An 18,670-nucleotide genomic window follows, 5' to 3' on the forward strand; every position below is an offset into this window, starting at 1 on the left:
GCTATACTTTACCAGTGTGGCCGCTATTCAAAAGAATGGCGGCATCATTAGAAGGTTTTTTTACAAGAACTTTACCGATCTCCGCCGCTGCAATGCCTTTGCTATCAAGCCGTTGCAGTGCCTGTTTGGCATAGTCAGCGTGCAGGCAAAATAACAACCCCCCAGCGGTTTGCGGGTCGCACAGCGCGGTGAGTAATGCTTCGGCCACTGGTTGTTGCTGTTGGCAGTGCACCAGTATTTGGCGATTGGCGTCACTAAGAGTGCTGGCCACACCCTGCTCAATTAACGAGAGCGTGCCGGGTAGCAAGGGGACCTTGTGGCAGTCCACGGACAGACTAACTTGGCTTTGCTGGCTGATTTCATAGAGATGACCCAGCAGCCCAAAGCCGGTGATGTCGGTGCAGGCATTTACCGGTATCCCCTGTAGCGCTTGCTGAGCAAGATGGTTGCTGATCAGAAGATGGCGCAGGGTGGTGTCCAGCCAGGGGCCGTGGAACGCGGAGCTCGGCTCGCGGCTAACCTGCATCAAGGCGGCCAATTGCACCCCGCTACCCAGCGGCTTGGTGAGGATAAGGCGGTCGCCGTCACGGGCGCCGTGTTTGTGCCAGAGCTGTGCTGGGTCTGCCTGGCCATTGACGGTGAACCCGGCGGCCATCTGTGGCCCTTCGATGGTGTGCCCACCTACCAGGGTGCAGCCTGCGGCATTCAGCTCGCGAACCGCGCCTGCCATCATCCGTTGCAGGTCCCGGCTCTGCAGTCGCGGGTGGTGCCAGGGCAGGGTGATGTTGGCCAGAGCCGAATGGGGTTGGGCATTCATGGCGTACACGTCGCTGAGGCTGTGCAGCGCGGCGATACGGCCGAACAGGTAAGGCTCATCGATAAAGGCGGGAAAGAAATCCAGGCTCTGCACCAGTCGCTGCCCGGCAGGCCAATCAATAATGGCCGCGTCATCGGCGGCATCCACCCCGGCTTCGATGCCGGGGTTCACCACCGGTTGCAGCTCGGCCAGTGCTTCATGCAAGGCGTCACTGCCCACCTTGGCGCCGCAACCGGCGCAATGCAATGTATCTGGATCAGCGGGACCAGGGGGCATGCTCGGAAGCTGCTGATCGAACTTGGCCATGAACGCCCGGTCGATGTGATCCTTCCAGCGCCATACCCAGTGCCCGGCCACAGACAGCCTGCCGCCACGGCTGGCAATGGCGTCTTTGCCGCCGGTGGACAGCAGCGACAGGAAACGGGATTGCGGGCGATAGGCGACTAGCGGTTGCCCTTGAATGACGGCGCGTAGGTTGGTGGCCAGGGTGCGAGCCTGGCGAACAGCATAGACCCCGGCCTTGGGCAGCGGCGTAGGGAAGGCGGCACAATCACCTGCGGCAAAAATGCGTTTATCAGTGGCCGTTTGCAGGGTTTCCGTGACCCGCACAAAACCTCGTTCGTCGCACTCAAGGCCGCTGTTTTCCAGTATCGGTAAGCCCCGTACCCCGGTGCACCAGAGCACCCATTGGGCGGTGAGTGGCTGATCTCCCATATGCAGTTGCTGATGAGCATCACAATGAACGCGACTGTCGGTATGCAGGGTGACGTTGTGGGCTTGCAGCCGCTTGTGCATTTTCTCGCGCACGCTGGCAGGAAAGCCCGGCAGTAGATTGCCGCTGGTGATCAATTGAATCTGTGCCGGTTGCTGGTGGCGCTGGAAATGTTGGGCCATGGCCAGGGTCATCTCGGTACCGCCGGCCCCGGCGCCGATCACTGCCAACGAGGGCGATTGCCGTTCGGCGTGTTGGCAGAGTTGCTGCCAGCGGGCATAGAAACTGGCCACTGGCTTCACCGGGACCACACGGGGGTGGCTGCCGCCCAGAGGGCTCAAATCCGGGGTGGCGCCCACGTCCAGGCTTAACCAATCGTAGGCCAGTTGGCTGCCATCGCTGAGCTGTAATTGTCGCTGTTGCGGGTCCAGCTGGGTGACGCTGGCTTGAATAAAACGGCAGCCGCTAGCCTGGCACAACCGGTACACATCCACGTGGGTGTCATCCAGGGTGTAGTGGCCGGCGATCAGCCCTGGCAACATGCCGGAGTAGGCGCTAAGGCTGTCCGGTGAAACCAGAGTCAGGCGCACGCCGGGAATCGGCTTCATGGCCAGCATGCGCAGGGCCAGCGCGTGGCTATGGCCAGCACCGACAAAGACCAGGTCGTAGTGGGCGGAGGGACTTATCACAGTGGCATCATCACAGTTGCAGTTCACCTTGCAGGTAGCAGCGTGCGGTGCCGCTAAGTGTGACGCGGTCGCCTTTTAACTGACAGTGCAATTCTCCGCCCCGGGCAGATAGCTGGCGGGCATGAAGATGTGTTTTGCCGAGTTTTTCCGCCCAGTACGGCACCAGAGTGCAATGGGCAGAACCGGTGACCGGGTCTTCCGGAACGCCTTTGGCCGGGGCAAAAAAACGGCTGACAAAATCACAGTCGTTGCCGGGGGCGGAAATCATTACTGCGAAGGTATCCAGTGCCGCGATGGCGGTGAAGTCGGGCTGAAAATGACGCACCTGATCGGCGTTGTCCACGATAACCAGCGTGTCACGAGCCTGTAGCACCTCGCGAAGGGGTAAATCCAGCGCTTGGGAGAATGGGGTGAGATCGGTGAGCGCATGGGCCGGCCGGGACGGAAAGTCCAGGCTCAGTGTTTGCCCACTGCGGGTGACGAACAAGGGGCCGGAGGCTGTGGAAAAGCGTACCCGTTCACCGGGAAATCCCAGAGCATGGAAGACCACCCAAGCAGCAGCGAGCGTGGCGTGGCCGCACAGATCCACTTCGACTGTTGGGGTAAACCAGCGCAGCGCGTAGCCCTGTTCGTCGGGCACCAGAAAGGCGGTTTCCGAGAGGTTGTTTTCCAGTGCGATGTTCTGCAGTAGGGCGTCATCTAGCCAGTGTGTCAGCGGCACCACGGCGGCGGGGTTGCCGGCAAACAACGCATCGGTAAAGGCGTCCACTTGGTACAGTTTCATAGTGTGACTCGTGTTTGCATGTTCCGAGTGTGTTTTGGTTAGCGGCGTGCCGGGGCATTGCTTGCTGAAACACCGTGGCCCGGCTGCAGCCTCAGGCGCCGTCGCAGTGTTCGCGACAGAGTATCTACGCCTAGATTGAGCAACACCGTGGCCAGGATCAACAGGGCGGTTCGGTCAAAGCGGAATTCCGCCACGCTAGAGTCAATATAAAAACCCAGAGTGTGAATGCCAAGAATCCCCAGCACCGCCGTTTCACGCATGATCACCTCCCAACGATAGAGCAAGAACGCGAGCAGATTAGGGCTGATGCGTGGCAACACTTCGTAGGCGTAGCGGTTGATGCCGGTGGGAGCATCTGCGCGCAAGCGCAGTGTCTCACTGAAGCGGCCGGTCAGGTGAGCGACGATGGCGCCGGTATGCAAAGCAAGAGCGAGAATGCCGGGCAGCATGGAAGGGCCGAGCAGGATAAGGAAGAAGAAGGCGAGAAAGAATTCCGGGGTAGTGCGTAGTACCACCAGAATGCCCTGGCCCAGAGAGCGGCTGGCTCGGTTGCCGAATAGCGGTGAGGTGAGCGGGAACAATAACAGCGCAAGGATGCCGGTGAGCAGGAGCGCGGCGAGACCCAGCACCACTGTTTGCCATAGGCCGGGCCACAGCTGTTGCTGCCAAAGCATGGCAAACCATTGGCTCAGTTCCAAGAGGCCACCACTTTGACGTAGAGGGGCGGGCACCAGATCTACGGTGATGAAGCGTACCAAGGTATCCAGGTTGCCGGTAAAAAGGGGCGGCGCCCAGGCCACGGCAGCAATTAGGTAAAGCGGAATTAAGCCAGGGCGTAGCCACCAGCGCAGGGTGAAAATCAGGGCAAAGAAGAGGTAGAGCAGGGCGGCGCCCTGGTCGTAGACGCCTTCACGAAACGCGGTTTCCAGGTGGAAGCCCAGGGTAGGCAAACCGATAAAACCCAGAATGGCGGAGGCGCGCAGGGCGCATTCTAGCCGGTAGCTGCCATAGGCTTTGAAGGCCTGCCAGACCAGTGGCAGGCGCGCGAAGAAAAAGCGGCTGATCGTGGTGGTGCTGGCGGGTAATGCATGGGAGGGGGCTGGGTCTGCCTCTTCGAGAAATTCCCCAAATACTTTGGCAAAGATGCCCGCATAGGGAATGGCGATGGCCAGTACCCCGGTAAGCGTGCTCAGCCCGGCAACCTGCAATAGCAGCAGGCCCCAGAATAATTCATGGATGGCGCGGATGCTGGCGGCGAAACCGCGCACGGCACGTGAAGACCAGCAGATCGCCATAAAGAAGCCGAACAGGGCGGCCAGCGCCGTGCCTTGCCAGGCAAAGGCCAGTGTATTGGCCAGTGCTTTGCCCAGTTGTTCGGTGGCAAAGAAGTCCGGGGCGAGAAACCCCTTGCCCATGCGCAACAGTTCTTGGCCGGGGCTGGAACGGGCGATTTCCATATCGGCCAGCAACAGTGCCAGCAGGCCGGCCAGGGCGAGGCCACCGGTGGTGCGTCGCCAGCGACTGGCGGTGGTGTTCAATGGGGCGCTGGCCGGTTTCATGGTGGGGTGTTCACTGATACGAGAGGTGTTGGTATGAAGCGTCCTGATATAACGCATCCAGATCGCTGAGTGACAGCGAATGGGTGGCGGCATCGAGTACGACTTTGCCGTGGTTCAGGCCAATGATTCTATCGCTGCAGGCCAGCGCCAGCGCTCGATCGTGCAGGGCGATTACGGCACTGTCATGGCGGGCCAGCGACAGGGTCAGCAAGGCAAGGCCTTGATGTTCGTCCAGGCTGGATACCGGTTCATCGGCCAGTAGAATCGGGCGTTGGGTATAGAGCGCCCGGCCCAGTGCGGCGCGTTGCGCCTGGCCGCCGGAGAGCTGGTCGATACTGGTGAACAGTTTGTCGTGCAGAGACAGATCGGTGGCCAAGGCGCCAATTTGTTCACGCTCATGGCGACTAGGAGCAATCAGATTTCGCAGATTAGTGAGAGTGCTATTGCGTGACAGGGCGCCCATGTAGATGTTGTGGAACACGCTAAGCATGGGCACCAGGGCGCCAGCCTGAGGGCACCAGGCACAGGCGCTCTCCTGCTGGTTGCGCAGGGCATTAAGCAGGGTGGATTTGCCGGCACCAGAGGGGCCGAGCAGGGCGACTTTCTCGCCTTGCTCGATGGTTAGCGTCAGGTTAGAAAAGACAACCTGATCGCCATGCCCCAGCTGAGCCTGCTGAAAATGGAACACGTCAGTGCTGACCGTGGCCGTTAGTCCAACAGACCAATGGCGCTGGCGGTTTCCTCGATGGGGGCGTAGTCCGCATTGGACGCGGGTACAAACTTCTCACGGGGGAACGCTTTCAGCAGCACCGGATCGTCGATGGCCAGTAATACCTCGGTAACGCGCTGGCTAAAGCCGTCGCCAAAACGCTCATTCAGATCACCACGTACTGTCCAGTGGTAGTCGGGGTAGCTGGGAGTTTCCCAGATGACACTGACTTTGCTGGTGTCAATTTTGCCTTCCGCCAGCTCACGCTCCCAAACCTTGAAGTTCACCGCGCCAGTGGCGTAGGCGCCGCTTTGTACCAGTGCAATGGTGCGGCTGTGGTCGCCGGAGAAACCGACTTTTTCGAACAGCGTGTCCGGCGCTTCATTGAACGTATCGCGCAGATAGAATTCCGGCATCAGGCGGCCCGAGGTGCTGCCTTTGGAACCGAAGGTAAATGACGGTTGTGCAATGAAGTCTTCACCCAGTGTCTCTACAGGCTTGAGCCCGGTGCTGCTGTTGGCGATGAAGTAAGACTTGAAGGCAGTGTCTTCCTGGCCCTGTGCAATGGCCTGGGAGCCGGGGACAAGACGACGAGCCTGAACACCGGATAAACCGCCAAACCAGGCCATTTGTACCTCATCGTTGCGAAAGGCGGTAACGGCGGCAGCGTAGGATTTCACCGGAACGTATTTCACCGGTACGCCCAGTTGGTCTTCCAGATAAAGGGCGATGGTGCCGAACCGTTTTTCCAGCTGAGACTCATCCTGGTCGGGGATGGCGGTAAAGATGAAGGTGCCGGTGTGGGGGTCATTGCAGGCAGAGAGCAGCAGGGCAGCAACCAGTGCAACAAGAAGTTTCAAACGCATCGTTGTCTCCGTTCAATAGGGAGGCTTAAGGAATGTTGGATTCGGCAAGGAACGCTTATGCAGTATAGCGGCCTGCCGGTGATATTGCTCAGCGACTGTTAAGGAAAGCACTGACTTCAGCTCGGCTGCCCTGGAACAGGATAGTGCCCGCCCGGCGTGACAACATGTAGTCGTACATGGGGTCGTAATAATCGGCGAGCAGGCTGTGGATCCATTCGCGGTGCAGCTCGGTATTGCCGCAGTTTGCTTGCACGGCCAAGGCTTCCTGAAGCTGTTGACGAAGTTGCTGGTGGCGAATGCCACCCAGGCGGCGGCGAATGCGATCCATGGACGCCAGTAATTCGTCACCGAGTTGTTTGAGAGCGTCGTGTTCACCGAAGTAGCGGGCATATTCCTGCAGTGGGCCAATGACGTAATCTTCCAGCGTTACCTGAACGCGGGACTCCAGCGATTCTTCAATGATGATACGTGGTTGCGACTTGATCTGGTCTTGGAGGGAAAAAGGCAGGTGGCAGCGCCCGATCAGTTTGCTTTCGTCTTCCACCAGAATGCTTACAGGCTGTGCGGCACGTTGTTTGATCAGAGTAATGGACAGGCTATTTTCGAAATCAATTTGGCTGGGCTGGCCACCTGGGCGACGACCAAAGGATGAACCACGATGGTGGGCAAGGCCTTCCAGATCGATAGCGTTGGGTTGTTGCTCAATGACTCGTGTTTTGGCGCAGCCGGTGCGGCCACACAGGACCTCCAGCGGTAGGTTGGCGATGCAGGCTTCCATTTCATCGATCAGAAAACGGCGCAGCGCCTTGTAGCCACCAGTCACTAGCGGGGCATCGATGCCGATTTCGCGCAGCCACGCCTGGGTCGTCTGGCTACGCAGCCCGCCACGAAAGCAATATAAGTAGCCGTTGGGATTGGCTTGCCACCATTGCTGCCATGCGTATAGGCGCCGCTCTCGCTCCTCGCCACAAACCAGCGTGTTGCCCAGATCAATCGCCGCCTGTTGACCATGCTGCTTATAGCAGATGCCTATGCGGTGGCGTTCTTCATCGTTGATCAGAGCGAGATTGGTGGTACCAGGAAAGGCGCCTTTGGCAAATTCCACGGGGGCACGCACGTCCAGCAAGGGTGTGTCATTGAGGAACAGGGACAGGTAATCACAGGTATCGTCGCGCATGGTTGGCGAGTGTAATCCAGCGACACGCTACACGCTACACGCGAGGAAACTGGATGTGGAACCGAGGATGGTCGCCAGTTTTCCTTTTCAACGGTTCACTCAGAACATTCAGCTGACTTTCGTGGGCAGGGCGGTCCGTGTGGCGCCGCGCCAACCCACGTTGCAGCTTGAGGGTTGTAGCTCTCTGCTACTTTACTTTGCCGGGCGGATCTGGCCGGCCAGGTGCGGCTTGATGCCGTCTTTGGCGAGCAGGCGGAAGTCGCTGCCACCGTTGGCGGGCTTGTTCTCGAACTTCACGGTGGCAGGCACGAACATAGGTAGCTTGAATTGCACATTCACGGTGAAGGCGTTTTCCGGCAGCTGGTACTGCAGCTCGGCCAAGCAGCGGGCTTTAGACCACATGCCGTGGGCGATCTGGCGTTTGAAACCGAACAGTTTGGCCGACAGCGGGTATAAATGAATCGGATTACGATCACCGGAGACAGCACCATAGCGACGACCGATATCGCCAGGCACCTTCCATTCCACGGTGTCGGTGGCCGGCTGTGGTTTGGGGGCGTTTTTCTTTTTGCTGCTGTTACCGCCACCGCTGCGGAAAAAGTTCACGGATTCACTTTCCCAGACCCGTTCGCCGCCGGTGCTAACACTGGTGAAAATGGAAAATTCGTAGCCCTTGTCCACTTTTTGCAGGTTGCCCAGGAAGCATTTCACGTTAAGTTGTTCACGCTCGGCAATGGGGCGGTATTGGGTGATGCTGTTGCGTACATGCACCAGACCCATGGCAGGGAAAGGAAAGCCATCGGTAAGAATCAGCGCCATATGTAATGGGAAGGCGTGCATGTGCGGATAGGTCACGGGCAGCTTGCCGTCGGCGGCAAACCCACACACTTTTCGGTAAGCGGCCAAATGCTTTTCATCAAGGGAGACATCATTCAGGCGTAGACCCACGTCCGGCAGGGTGGGGTTACTGCCCGGTTTAACTGTGGCACGTAATACGGCCTTGGCAAAGTTGACCACCATGGGCGGTGTATTACGTAGCTCGCGAAATTTGACCTCACTCATGACTCAATCCTTTCCCGTTGATAGCGTTGCAATGAAAGGCAACGGTGACAGTGAAAAAGAGTATAGAGCAGGGCAGCCGGGTCGCTATTGGCCGTATAGACAGGGTGGCTGGTGAGTTAAGCACAGGGTGCTCGACACAGTGCCAGAAAGGATGAAACTTGTTCAGGAACGGTTTTTGTCTGAACGCCACATGCCCACGCCGAAGTAAATAAGGCGTAGTTGCTTCTCTGCGGTAATCAGCACTTCTTGCTGGCCCGTTTCATCCGTTTCTTCCAGTTCCAACATTTCCTGTGTCAATGCGGTGACATTGTTAACAACCAAGCCTGCCATCATTTGTAGGTCTTCGGCATTAACGTGATCGAGGAAGGGGAAGCGTGCCATGTCCATCGCCAGTTCGTTGGTGAACATGCGGATTTCGCGGCGAATGGCATTGCGCATGGTGGGGGTGCCACTAGCCAGTTCCTTGGATACGAACAGGAAGTGGGCGCGGTTGTTACGCACATAGGTGAAGTAAGTTTCCATGGAGCTGCGCAACATGTGCTCGTTGGGTAATTCCTGCTGGCGTACTTGGCGCATCATCTGACGCAGAGTACGGAAGGATTCGTCCAGCAAGGTGAGGCCCATGGCACTCATGTCCGAGAAATGGCGATAAAAGGCAGTCGGTACTACCCCGGCTTTTTTGGTGACTTCCCGCAGACTCAGGGCAGAAAAGGGGGCCTTTTTGACCACCAGCTCCAACGCAGCCGTCATCAGTGCTTCCCGGGTCTGTCCCCGTTTAGGCTTGCGAGTTCTGCTGGTGCTTTCCTTTGTCATCGTTTTTTGCCTCCAAAATCAGCTGCTTATTCTCTTCTGTGCGGGCTTGTGATGCAACCAATTCCCTATGGCGGGTTGTAACACTATGATAAAAAAAGACTTTATCTTTTTTGTGAACACGTGTTGACTGTGGGTCAGGCGGTGTGAATAATGCCTACAACTGTTCACTTGAAGGGCCTGACCCATGAGCTCGATAACACAAACATCCAATCGTTTTCAGCAAGGCGTTAACCGTCTTCTGCAATCCCGTGTGGCCACCATTCTGGCTACTCCTCACGGTGTGGATCGTTATCTGGAAGTATTGAATCCGATGTGGTCGGTCGATGAAGTGCGCGCTGAAGTGGAGCGCGTGGACTATCTCACCGACGACAGTACCACCGTGACACTACGCCCCAACAGTAATTGGCAGGGGTTTATTCCCGGGCAGTTTGTGCAACTTACCGTGACAATCGATGGCAAGCGTCAAACACGTTGCTACTCCCCGGCAAACTCTGTGCACCGCGCAGATGGCCGCATTGAGTTAACCGTGAAGGCTCATGCCAACGGTTTTGTTTCGCGCTACCTGCGTGAGCAGATGTCAGTGGGGGAAGTGGTGACCTTGTCTCAGGCGGCGGGCGAATTTGCGCTCCCGGCAGAGCGACCTAAACGGGTGTTGTTGATCAGCGGTGGCAGCGGCATTACCCCGGTAATGTCCATGCTACGGACACTCTGTGATGAAGGGTTTTCTGGCCCAGTGACGTTCTTACACTATGCCAACAGCGCGGCTGACATGATCTATGCCTCCGAGCTGGAGAGCATTGCTGAGCGTCATGACAATGTGACTCTGTTGCGTTGCTTCAATGACGAAAGTGAACACGGAGAATTAACGGGCTTGTTTAGCCGTGAACATTTATTCCGTTCCGTGCCGGACTATGCCGAGGCAACGGTTTTCCTGTGTGGCCCGCCGCCGATGATGGCCACAGTTGAAAAAATATGGGAGGAAGACGGACTTGGCGACCGGCTGCATAAAGAGCAATTCACCTTGGCCTCACCGGATCTGCAAAGCGACAACGTTGCAGGCGAAGTGCGCTTCCTACAGAGCGAACGAGTAGAAGTAAACAGTGGTGCGACTCTGCTTGAGCAAGCAGAAGAGGCCGGGCTAACTCCCCAATCCGGTTGCCGCATGGGTATCTGCCATACCTGCTCTTGCCGCAAGACGGCGGGCAAGGTCCGCGACATTCGTACTGGTGAAATCAGCGATGCCAGTGAAGAAATCATCCAAATCTGTGTGACCGTGCCGGTGGGCACGGTCACACTGGATATCTAAATCGATCAAGGAAGGCGAGACATTATATGAGCATTTTTAGCAACCTTACCGCCGAACAATTCGAGACGATTGGCCAGCAATTAGACGAGATCCGTAACCGCGAGCTGGCGGACTTGGGTGAGAAAGACGAAAAGTACATCCGTAGCGTAGTGAAGCGTCAGCGTCAGCTGGAAGTGGCTGGCCGTGGCTTGTTAATGTTGGGTTTCTTGCCACCAGCATGGTTGGCCGGGGTGGCTTGCCTGTCCGCCTCAAAGATCATTGATAATATGGAAGTCGGTCATAATGTGATGCATGGCCAGTATGACTGGATGGGTGACCCGAACCTGAACTCCAGGACATTCGACTGGGATAACACCTGTACTAATAAAAACTGGAAACACACGCATAACTTCGAGCACCACACTTATACCAACGTGCTCGATATGGACCACGATATTGGTTATGGCCTGCTGCGCATGTCTGAAGATCAGAAGTGGGAGCCCCGTTTTCTGTTTAACCCGGTGTTGTCGGTGATTCTTGCCGTGTTTTTCCAGCACTTTGTGGCCGTTCAAAGTCTTAAGTTAGAAGACTATTTGATCAACAAAACCAAGAGCAAAGAAGACATTAAGGCTGAGTTTAAGCCGATTTGGAAAAAAATGCGTAAGCAGTTGGCTAAGGATTATCTGCTCTTTCCCGCATTGGCAGGCCCGTTTGCGCCGCTGGTGTTTGCCGGAAACCTGGCCGCAAACGTGACGCGTAATCTATGGTCCTGCGTGGTGATTTTTAACGGTCATTTCCCTGAAGCGGTAGAGCAATTCGCCGAGTCCGTGGTGGAAAATGAAACTCGCGGCCAATGGTATGTGCGACAGATGCTAGGCTCTGCCAACTTTGAAGGTAGCCGCTTGATGCACTTGATGAGTGGTAACTTGAGCTTTCAGATTGAACACCATTTGTTCCCCGATATTCCGGCGCATCGCTATGCTCGAATTTCCCTTGAAGTACAAGCCATCTGTGAAAAACATGGGTTGCCTTACAATACGGGCTCTTTTATTGGCCAATCGATCAGTACTTGGAAGAGGATTCTCAAGCTGAGCCTGCCAGGCAAGCGCAAAAAAGATGGGCAAGGCCCTGGTTTGCTGAAAGGGTGGCAAGCCAAGGCAGAATCACTGACTTCAACGCCAGAAGCAAAAAACCGTAGCGCGGCCTGAGCCAATACGATTTCTTGGGTAGGCCGGAATGCTGTTCTGGGCCTGCGTCCTTATGCTACTCTCAGGCCCTCTGAGGCTAGTTTTTTTGTTTGGAGACAAGCAAGCGCATGGCAGAAATGACGGATTCCGGTGTGCTGTTACGAATGGCGTACAAAGCCATGGTAAAAGCCGGTATTGATGCTGATGCCGTGTTGGCGGAGGTCGGGCTGGATAAGTCCATTTTGCAGGTTCCGGACCTGCGCACTCCCCACGATGCCCAAGAATGGTTCTGGCAGGCGCTGGAAAAAGTGTCCGGTGATGAGTACGTCGGATTACATTTGGGCGAACATATTCCCGTCTACAAGGGCCAGGTGCTTGAGTACTTGTTCCTTTCCAGCCCGACCTTTGGTGAAGGGCTGAAACGGGCCTTGGACTATCAGCGCTTGCTTTCTGATGCCGCTCAGGGCGAATTGTTTGAGGAAGGTGACCGAGTTTTTCTTAAGCAAAAAATCTGGAGTGTTCGTCTCAGCCATCTCAATGAATGCATGATCATGGGTTTGATCAAGTTCTTCCGCTTCGTCACCGATGATGCATTTGAGCCATTAGAAGTGCATTTCGGCCATCCCCGCCACGCGGATCAACGTGAATACGAGCGCCTGTTTGATTGCCCGGTGAAATTCGACATGTCCAGTGTGGGTCTGTATTTCGATGCCAAACTCATGAACTTGCCTTCCGCGCATCACGAGCCAGAGCTCTTGTACTTGCACGAACAGCTTGCCAGTGAACAGGTGGCCCGGCTTGAGAAGCAGGACTTGGTGGCGCAGGTAAACCGGTTAATTGGTGAATTGCTGGAATCCGGTCATGCCAACCTAGAAGAAGTGGCGGAACGGTTGGGTATTAAGGCACGCCAACTTCGCACCCGGCTGGCGGATGCGGGCACCAACTTTAATCAGTTGGTGGCTGACTACCGTTGCCGTCTGGCAAAACGATTGTTAGCTGGCACCGACGAATCCATCGACGAAATTGTCTATCTCACTGGGTTCTCAGAACCGTCCACCTTTTATCGTGCATTCAAACGCTGGGTCGGGATGACCCCTATCGAATACCGTAAACTGAAGGCGGAAGAGGATGCGATGGGGTAAAAGCCCCCGTGTCCTTGTAAATACAAAACTGAAAAAGCGTAGCTGGCCATTACTGCTACACGGTTGGCGGCGTGATAAAGCGAATCTCATCTGAGCTTCGCTTTTTTTATGTTTGTTTAGATGCTATGGATTAAGCGTTTTTCCGGGCTTTGCGCCCCGTAAGCCGGTTGGGTGTGTAACACGCGAATGATGTTCTAGACTGCCCCGCCTTCACGGGAAAAGCGATCAGCAGGTGAGTGATTATTGCAATCCAGACGTGGGGGCGCATTGCATGAGGTGCCCATATGATTCTTAATCTGTAGGTTCTGTTTGATCTCTTTAGAATTAAGAAGCATCCGCTCTACCGGATAACGGAAGAGCTGACGATGGGCGCTTCCGGTTGCTATTGGTCGGTGCGGTGGGATTCGCCCTCAATGGTGTCGCCGCCGGTAATGGTGCGATCATCATTGCTGGTTGGGCGTTGCTGAAATGGATTGCTTCCCCCGTTTGTATAGTGGGTGCGGGTGTAGGCAAACCCGGCGCCTTTGACGGTGGTGAAACTTTGCAAGGATCCTTTTTGAATCACCTTGTTTGCCATCCAGCGGCGTGAGGCGGGTAACAGTAGGGCAAACCCCACGGTATCGGTAATAAATCCGGGGGTGATCAGCAGTGCGCCGCCGAGTAGCAGCATCATACCTTCGACCATTTCTTGGCCGGGCATTTCACCCTGTTGCATACGCTGATTCAGTCGCACCCAAGTATCCAGCCCCTGGCGACGAAATAGATAACTACCCAGCAAGGCTGTTATCACCGTAGCGAGGATGGTAATGGGCCAGCCAATAGTGCCGGCCACCTGTGCCAGCACCAAGACTTCCAGTAGGGCGAAACCGAAGATAAAGAAGAAGACGCGACCAAAACCCATGGGGTGTCCTGTTTGCTGTTAATAATCAATATGTGGTTATGCTTAGCTCGGAATTCAAGGGGCGGGTTCTTCCGGCAGCCTTTCTTTGCGCTGCTAGAGCGAAAGCCGCGCTCTTTAGGCTATTACCCATATGAGATCAATCACAAAAAAACCGCACCCTAAGGCGCGGCTCTTTTGTTGATATGTGGCTCGGCGTCACACGGGCTGCGTGAAACGTGTCGCCTACCGCGGACGTTTACGCCCCCAAGAGCATCTGCCCACACACACGTACTACGTTGCCGGTCAGGCCTTGAGATGCCGGGCTAGCAAAGAAGGCGATGGTTTCTGCCACATCTACTGGCTGACCGCCCTGGTTCATGGCGTTCATACGACGGCCTGCTTCACGGATGGTGAAGGGGATAGCGGCGGTCATCTGAGTTTCGATGAAGCCCGGCGCCACGGCATTGATGGTGATGCCTTTCTCGGCGTACTCATCTTTAAAAGCATCGACCATGCCAATTACTGCTGCTTTGGAACAGCCGTAGTTGGTCTGGCCCAGGTTGCCGGCAATGCCCGCGATGGAGCTGATGGAGATGATGCTGGCGCCTTTGCCCAAGCCGCCGCTGGAGAGCAGGGCCTCGTTAATGCGTAGTTGGCTGGCAATATTGATGTTCAATACCATGTCCCAGAATTTTTCCGACATGTTGCCCAGCATTTTATCGCGGGTTACACCGGCATTGTGGACAATCACGTCATAGCCGCCAATGGCCTTCGCTTTTGCGGCGATGGCTGCAGGGGCTTCGTCAGCGGTGATATCCATTTCAAGGGTGTCACCACCGATCTGCGCGGCTACCGTATTTAGGTCATCGGCCATGGGAGGGATGTCCAGCACGGTGACAGAAGCGCCGTCGCGGGACAGAACTTCAGCAATGGCGGCGCCAATACCGCGGGAACCACCGGTAACCAAGGCTTTCTTGCCTGCCAATGGCTTGTCCCAGTTGAAGTTGGCGGCTTTGAAGCCTGCGTCTGAAACACGCACCACCTGGCCGGACACATAAGCAGATTTGGGTGATAGGAAGAAATGCAGTGGGGACGCCAGCTGCGCCTCAGCGCCTTCATCTACATAGATTAGCTGGGCAGTGGCGCCTTTCTTGATTTCCTTGCCCACGGAGCGAGTGAAGCCTTCTAGGGCGCGCTGGGCAACACGCACTGCGCCAGCCTGTTTTTCTGGAGTGCGACCAATAACGACAACGCGGGCGCATTTATCCAGCTTGCGGATCACCGGGTGGAAGAACTCCCACAGAGCTTTTAGCTCATCTGGGCTCTGGATGCCGGTGGCATCAAATACCAGACCTTTGAATTTAGCATTGTCTTCACGGTTAGCAGTGTAGTTGCCCGCATCAACACCCAGCTTCCCGGCTTTCTTCTGCAATTCGGTGGCGTTGGCGGTGTTGGCAAGAACGGCAACCTGCGCGTCGGGGGCACCTTTAAGGGTTTTCAGTACATTGTCGATGGCTGTGGAGCCCTGGGCGGCACCTACCAGCACGCGTCCTTTGATAAAGGATGCCTGGCCCGGCTGCCAGCGCTCCAGAATAATCGGGATCGGCAAGTTGATGGCACCGAATAGCGCCTTGCCCATGGGAGAGTTGGCAATCGTCTGATAGGTATCGCTCATGGTCCTGTCCTTTTTCCATCAAATGATGAATGTGTTCATTTACCTTAGGGTAAACGAAACGGGTTTAAAGGGGTGCCGCGCAAAGACGGGGTGAAAATACGCCGTCTTTCGTAGGGCAGGAAATCTGCCCCTATCGCACACTGGCGCGTATTGAATCACTGCAGTGTGACGGGTGTATTGACCGGCCCTGACCGTCAAACAGTCGTTTGAGCCAATGAGGCCGGCACGGTAGGGGGTAGACTGCGCCCTGTCGAGTGAATACCGTGGCTAAATTCGCCACCGTTGTCATCGTTGATGACCGTCCATCTCTAGAGGAAAAGATTATGCTGGCAGGTAAAGCCGTTCGTAAGGTCGCCATTATTGGTGGTAACCGTATCCCGTTTGCCCGTTCCAACAGCGCCTACATCGACATCAGCAACCAGGACATGCTGACCGCAGCACTGGATGGTTTGGTGGATCGCTTCAAACTGCATGGTGAGAAAATTGACGAAGTCGCCGCTGGCGCCGTGATGAAGCATGCCCGCGATTTTAACCTGGTCCGCGAATCCGTATTGGGCTCCAAGCTGGCTCCGGAAACCCCGGCCTACGATCTGCAACAAGCCTGCGGAACCGGCCTGGAAGCCGCTATCCTGGTCGCCAACAAGATCGCTTTGGGACAGATCGACTGCGCCATCGCCGGTGGTGTGGACACTACTTCTGACGCGCCGTTGGGTGTGAACGAAGATGCCCGGAAGGTGTTCATGGCGTTGAACCGCGCCAAGACCAATGGCGAACGTGCCAAGCTGGGTTTGAAGCTGCTGAATCCGAAATCTCTGATGCCCGATGTTCCTAAAAACGGCGAGCCGCGTACCGGCCTGTCCATGGGTGAGCACCAGGCAATTACTGCCGCCGAGTGGGGCATTTCCCGTGAAGCGCAGGATGAGCTGGCATGGCGCTCTCACCAGAACTTAGCCAAGTCCTATGAGGATGGCTGGCAAAATGATTTGGTCACGCCTTTCAATGGCCTGGAACGCGACAACAATATGCGTGGCGATTCTACCTTAGAAAAGCTGGCGACTCTTAAGCCTTGCTTTGGTGGTCCTAACGGCACCATGACCCCGGCCAACTCCACCCCGCTAACTGACGGAGCGTCTGTTGTTTTGTTGGCTTCTGAAGAGTGGGCTAAAGAGCGTGGTTTGCCCGTGTTGGCTTACATGACTATCGGCGAAGCTGCAGCGGTAGACTTCATTGGTAAAAAAGAAGGCCTGTTGATGGCGCCGGCGTATGCGGTGCCAAGCATGCTAGACAAGCTTGACTTGAGCCTGCAGGACTTCGATTTCTATGAAATCCATGAAGCCTTCGCTTCTCAGGTACTGTCTACCCTGAAAGCATGGGAAGATGAAAGCTTCTGCAAAGAGCGCCTGGGCCGCAAGAAGGCATTGGGTAGTATCGATCGCAGCAAGCTGAACGTGAAAGGTTCCTCACTGGCTGCGGGCCACCCGTTCGCTGCCACCGGTGGCCGTATTATCGCCAACGCGGCCAAGTTGCTGAACGAAAAAGGCTCCGGCCGCGCACTGATCTCCGTGTGTGCTGCTGGTGGCCAGGGTGTGGTTGCGATTATCGAGAAGTAATCCTCCCTTTTGCTAATAAAAAAACCGGCCAAGTGGCCGGTTTTTTTATGCCGTTCTTTATACCGCCCTGCGGCTGCCTCAGGGTTCTCGTAACAGGAGAGTGCGATGACACTCGCCCTCTCTTTCTCTCGGCCCCGCGTTAATCCTCAATAGATCCCTCGTGTCGTTGTTTCAGGCGATCTGGCCGGTGTGGTGGTTATGTCGGGTTCTCCTCTGAGTTATTCATAGAGCGAGAGGTGTTAAGCGATAGAAGGGTATTGGTGGGTCAGGGAAGGCGTGTGCAAATCCTGCCGGTGGGTTCAGGTCGGTGTCAGCCTGCATTCAGGTTCCATTCAGCTTGGCCAGTTATGGTTCACCCGACCTCAACGAAAAGGAGAGTAAACATGACTTTGACCAAGACAACCTTGATTGCCGCCGTATTGGGTGTGGCTTCTGTCGGTGTGCTGCAAGCTGATGACGTGCCTCATAGCAAGATCGATTCGCTAGTGAAGGACGGGACTATCCAGTCGCTGGATAAACTCGATAAGGTAGCATTAGACAAGCACCCTGATGCGAAAATCACCGATACGGAGCTGGAAAACGAGTATGGCCGTTACCTCTACCAGGTTGAGCTGCGCGACCCGCAGGGCGTGGAGTGGGAACTGGACATTGATGCCAGCAACGGTGATGTGCTGGGCGAAGAGAAGGACTGAGTCCTTGCTTGTTCACACCTTGCCGGGTCAGCGGCCACGTAACAGCAGGGCGATACTTGTCGCCCTGCTTTGCGTGTGTTCATTGTCCAGTGCGGCTGATGACATTAGCCAGGATGAGGCCTTGCAGTTACGTCAGCAGGGCGAAATTGTGGCGTTTTCCTCTTTGTTGGAAACCCTGAAGCTGCGCTATCCACAAGGGCGTGTGCTGGAGGTTGAACTGGAGCGCGACGATGGCCAGTTGATCTATGAGATTGAATTACTGACCGGAGACCGGGTGGTCCGTGAGATTGAGATGGATGCCCGCACCGGCCAGGTTCTTGATGACGAGCGTGACGACTGATGCGCATCCTGTTGGTGGAAGACAGTATTCCGTTGGCGGATCAACTTATGCCCATGCTTCGCGAACATGGCTACGCGGTGGATTGGTTGGCGGATGGCCGTGATGCCTTGCCGGCACTCAATGATGATCCGTTCGATCTGGTGATTCTGGACCTGGGATTGCCGGGCCTGGATGGCCTGCAGGTGCTTGAGCAGTGGCGTGTAGAAGGGCAGGCGGTCCCTGTGCTAATTCTCACCGCCCGTGATAGCTGGGCTGAACGCATTGAAGGTTTGCAGAGCGGTGCCGATGACTACCTGGCCAAACCGTTTCATCCGGACGAGTTGTTATTACGGGTGCAGGCTTTGTTGCGACGCACTCATGGCCGCGCCAATACATCTCAGCTTACCGCGGGCACCTTTACGTTGGATGAAAATCGACACAGCGTCTGGTCAGGGGAAGAGGAAATTAGGTTGACTGGCGCGGAGTTTCGAATGCTTCGTTACTTCATGCATAACCCTGACCGGTTACTCTCGAAAGGGCAGCTGGCTTCTCACTTGTACGATAACGAAAGCGACCGCGATTCTAATGTGCTGGAAGTGCATGTGAATCGCCTGCGCCGCAAGCTGGGTAAAACTGTGATTGAAACCCGCCGTGGCCAAGGCTACGTTTTTACCGGTAAAGCACAATGAGAT

17 protein-coding genes are annotated in these 18,670 nt (G+C 55.9%); 7 read left to right on the top strand and 10 right to left on the bottom strand.

The window, feature by feature from the left end; translation table 11 throughout:
- Position 1 precedes the first annotated feature (1 nt).
- From selD to Y017_RS12105, 8 genes are all read right to left on the bottom strand, one after another.
- Positions 2 to 2,218: a selenide, water dikinase SelD gene (gene selD, locus Y017_RS12070; RefSeq protein WP_035461213.1), complete on the bottom strand. Its 2,217-nt coding sequence runs from the start codon at positions 2,216 to 2,218 to the stop codon at positions 2 to 4.
- 10 nt (positions 2,219 to 2,228) lie between these two features.
- The gene (locus Y017_RS12075) at positions 2,229 to 3,002 is read right to left on the bottom strand and encodes a PhzF family phenazine biosynthesis protein (protein ID WP_035461068.1); all 774 of its coding nucleotides are present in this window, start codon (positions 3,000 to 3,002) and stop codon (positions 2,229 to 2,231) included.
- Positions 3,003 to 3,040: 38 nt separating this feature from the next.
- Positions 3,041 to 4,618, bottom strand: a complete 1,578-nt coding sequence (locus tag Y017_RS12080) for an ABC transporter permease (RefSeq protein WP_231483495.1) — start codon at positions 4,616 to 4,618, stop codon at positions 3,041 to 3,043.
- Entirely contained in the window at positions 4,572 to 5,249 is a 678-nt protein-coding gene (locus Y017_RS12085) for an ATP-binding cassette domain-containing protein (RefSeq protein WP_035461072.1), read from the bottom strand. The genes Y017_RS12080 and Y017_RS12085 overlap by 47 nt, the downstream gene beginning before the upstream one ends.
- Positions 5,250 to 5,269: 20 nt before the next feature.
- The gene (locus tag Y017_RS12090; protein WP_011589002.1) at positions 5,270 to 6,136 is read right to left on the bottom strand and encodes a putative selenate ABC transporter substrate-binding protein; all 867 of its coding nucleotides are present in this window, start codon (positions 6,134 to 6,136) and stop codon (positions 5,270 to 5,272) included.
- A gap of 88 nt (positions 6,137 to 6,224) precedes the next feature.
- A complete protein-coding gene (gene mnmH / locus Y017_RS12095) occupies positions 6,225 to 7,313 on the bottom strand; it encodes a tRNA 2-selenouridine(34) synthase MnmH (protein WP_035461074.1) in 1,089 nt (362 codons plus the stop codon).
- 192 nt (positions 7,314 to 7,505) lie between these two features.
- A complete protein-coding gene (locus tag Y017_RS12100; RefSeq protein WP_035461076.1) occupies positions 7,506 to 8,375 on the bottom strand; it encodes a MaoC family dehydratase in 870 nt (289 codons plus the stop codon).
- Between the two features lie 162 nt (positions 8,376 to 8,537).
- The gene (locus Y017_RS12105; protein WP_231483496.1) at positions 8,538 to 9,125 is read right to left on the bottom strand and encodes a TetR family transcriptional regulator; all 588 of its coding nucleotides are present in this window, start codon (positions 9,123 to 9,125) and stop codon (positions 8,538 to 8,540) included.
- Between the two features lie 247 nt (positions 9,126 to 9,372).
- Here Y017_RS12105 and Y017_RS12110 point away from each other — a divergent pair, with 247 nt between their 5' ends.
- The 3 genes from Y017_RS12110 (at position 9,373) to Y017_RS12120 (ending at position 12,802) form a co-directional block, all read left to right on the top strand.
- Positions 9,373 to 10,494, top strand: coding sequence for a ferredoxin reductase (locus tag Y017_RS12110; protein ID WP_035461079.1), 1,122 nt, complete (start codon positions 9,373 to 9,375; stop codon positions 10,492 to 10,494).
- 26 nt (positions 10,495 to 10,520) lie between these two features.
- A complete protein-coding gene (locus Y017_RS12115) occupies positions 10,521 to 11,681 on the top strand; it encodes an acyl-CoA desaturase (protein ID WP_011588997.1) in 1,161 nt (386 codons plus the stop codon).
- A gap of 107 nt (positions 11,682 to 11,788) precedes the next feature.
- Positions 11,789 to 12,802 (top strand): AraC family transcriptional regulator, encoded by a 1,014-nt coding sequence (locus Y017_RS12120; protein ID WP_035461081.1) that lies wholly within the window; start codon positions 11,789 to 11,791, stop codon positions 12,800 to 12,802.
- A 382-nt stretch (positions 12,803 to 13,184) separates the two neighbouring features.
- Here Y017_RS12120 and Y017_RS12125 read toward each other — a convergent pair whose 3' ends face one another.
- Complete coding sequence (locus Y017_RS12125) at positions 13,185 to 13,703, bottom strand: FxsA family protein (RefSeq protein WP_011588995.1); 519 nt, start codon at positions 13,701 to 13,703, stop codon at positions 13,185 to 13,187.
- Between the two features lie 235 nt (positions 13,704 to 13,938).
- Positions 13,939 to 15,357: a 3-oxoacyl-ACP reductase gene (locus tag Y017_RS12130; RefSeq protein WP_035461083.1), complete on the bottom strand. Its 1,419-nt coding sequence runs from the start codon at positions 15,355 to 15,357 to the stop codon at positions 13,939 to 13,941.
- Positions 15,358 to 15,680: 323 nt separating this feature from the next.
- Here Y017_RS12130 and Y017_RS12135 point away from each other — a divergent pair, with 323 nt between their 5' ends.
- From Y017_RS12135 to Y017_RS12150, 4 genes are all read left to right on the top strand, one after another.
- Positions 15,681 to 16,967 carry an acetyl-CoA C-acetyltransferase gene (locus Y017_RS12135; protein ID WP_011588993.1) on the top strand — a complete coding sequence of 429 codons (1,287 nt, stop codon included), beginning with the start codon at positions 15,681 to 15,683 and terminating at the stop codon, positions 16,965 to 16,967.
- Positions 16,968 to 17,350: 383 nt separating this feature from the next.
- The gene (locus Y017_RS12140; RefSeq protein WP_035461086.1) at positions 17,351 to 17,659 is read left to right on the top strand and encodes a PepSY domain-containing protein; all 309 of its coding nucleotides are present in this window, start codon (positions 17,351 to 17,353) and stop codon (positions 17,657 to 17,659) included.
- Positions 17,660 to 17,663: 4 nt separating this feature from the next.
- The gene (locus tag Y017_RS12145) at positions 17,664 to 17,999 is read left to right on the top strand and encodes a PepSY domain-containing protein (protein ID WP_231483497.1); all 336 of its coding nucleotides are present in this window, start codon (positions 17,664 to 17,666) and stop codon (positions 17,997 to 17,999) included.
- A complete protein-coding gene (locus Y017_RS12150) occupies positions 17,999 to 18,667 on the top strand; it encodes a response regulator transcription factor (protein WP_035461088.1) in 669 nt (222 codons plus the stop codon). Before Y017_RS12145 ends, Y017_RS12150 begins: the two co-directional genes overlap by 1 nt.
- The last annotated feature ends 3 nt before the right edge of the window (positions 18,668 to 18,670 follow it).

The sequence above is a fragment of the Alcanivorax sp. 97CO-5 genome (genome assembly GCF_000524665.1).
Taxonomy (GTDB): Bacteria; Pseudomonadota; Gammaproteobacteria; order Pseudomonadales; family Alcanivoracaceae; genus Alcanivorax; species Alcanivorax borkumensis.

What these genes read in the sequence shown, in the direction of transcription:
- Y017_RS12125 (WP_011588995.1), bottom strand. Translation starts at nt 13,703, where the DNA reads ATGGGTTTTGGTCGCGTCTTCTTCTTTATCTTCGGTTTCGCCCTACTG.
- Y017_RS12075 (WP_035461068.1), bottom strand. Translation starts at nt 3,002, where the DNA reads ATGAAACTGTACCAAGTGGACGCCTTTACCGATGCGTTGTTTGCCGGC.
- mnmH (WP_035461074.1), bottom strand. Translation starts at nt 7,313, where the DNA reads ATGCGCGACGATACCTGTGATTACCTGTCCCTGTTCCTCAATGACACA.
- Y017_RS12100 (WP_035461076.1), bottom strand. Translation starts at nt 8,375, where the DNA reads ATGAGTGAGGTCAAATTTCGCGAGCTACGTAATACACCGCCCATGGTG.
- Y017_RS12090 (WP_011589002.1), bottom strand. Translation starts at nt 6,136, where the DNA reads ATGCGTTTGAAACTTCTTGTTGCACTGGTTGCTGCCCTGCTGCTCTCT.
- Y017_RS12135 (WP_011588993.1), top strand. Translation starts at nt 15,681, where the DNA reads ATGCTGGCAGGTAAAGCCGTTCGTAAGGTCGCCATTATTGGTGGTAAC.
- Y017_RS12110 (WP_035461079.1), top strand. Translation starts at nt 9,373, where the DNA reads ATGAGCTCGATAACACAAACATCCAATCGTTTTCAGCAAGGCGTTAAC.
- Y017_RS12080 (WP_231483495.1), bottom strand. Translation starts at nt 4,618, where the DNA reads ATGCGTTATATCAGGACGCTTCATACCAACACCTCTCGTATCAGTGAA.
- Y017_RS12115 (WP_011588997.1), top strand. Translation starts at nt 10,521, where the DNA reads ATGAGCATTTTTAGCAACCTTACCGCCGAACAATTCGAGACGATTGGC.
- Y017_RS12130 (WP_035461083.1), bottom strand. Translation starts at nt 15,357, where the DNA reads ATGAGCGATACCTATCAGACGATTGCCAACTCTCCCATGGGCAAGGCG.
- Y017_RS12150 (WP_035461088.1), top strand. Translation starts at nt 17,999, where the DNA reads ATGCGCATCCTGTTGGTGGAAGACAGTATTCCGTTGGCGGATCAACTT.
- Y017_RS12140 (WP_035461086.1), top strand. Translation starts at nt 17,351, where the DNA reads ATGACTTTGACCAAGACAACCTTGATTGCCGCCGTATTGGGTGTGGCT.
- Y017_RS12120 (WP_035461081.1), top strand. Translation starts at nt 11,789, where the DNA reads ATGGCAGAAATGACGGATTCCGGTGTGCTGTTACGAATGGCGTACAAA.
- Y017_RS12105 (WP_231483496.1), bottom strand. Translation starts at nt 9,125, where the DNA reads ATGACGGCTGCGTTGGAGCTGGTGGTCAAAAAGGCCCCCTTTTCTGCC.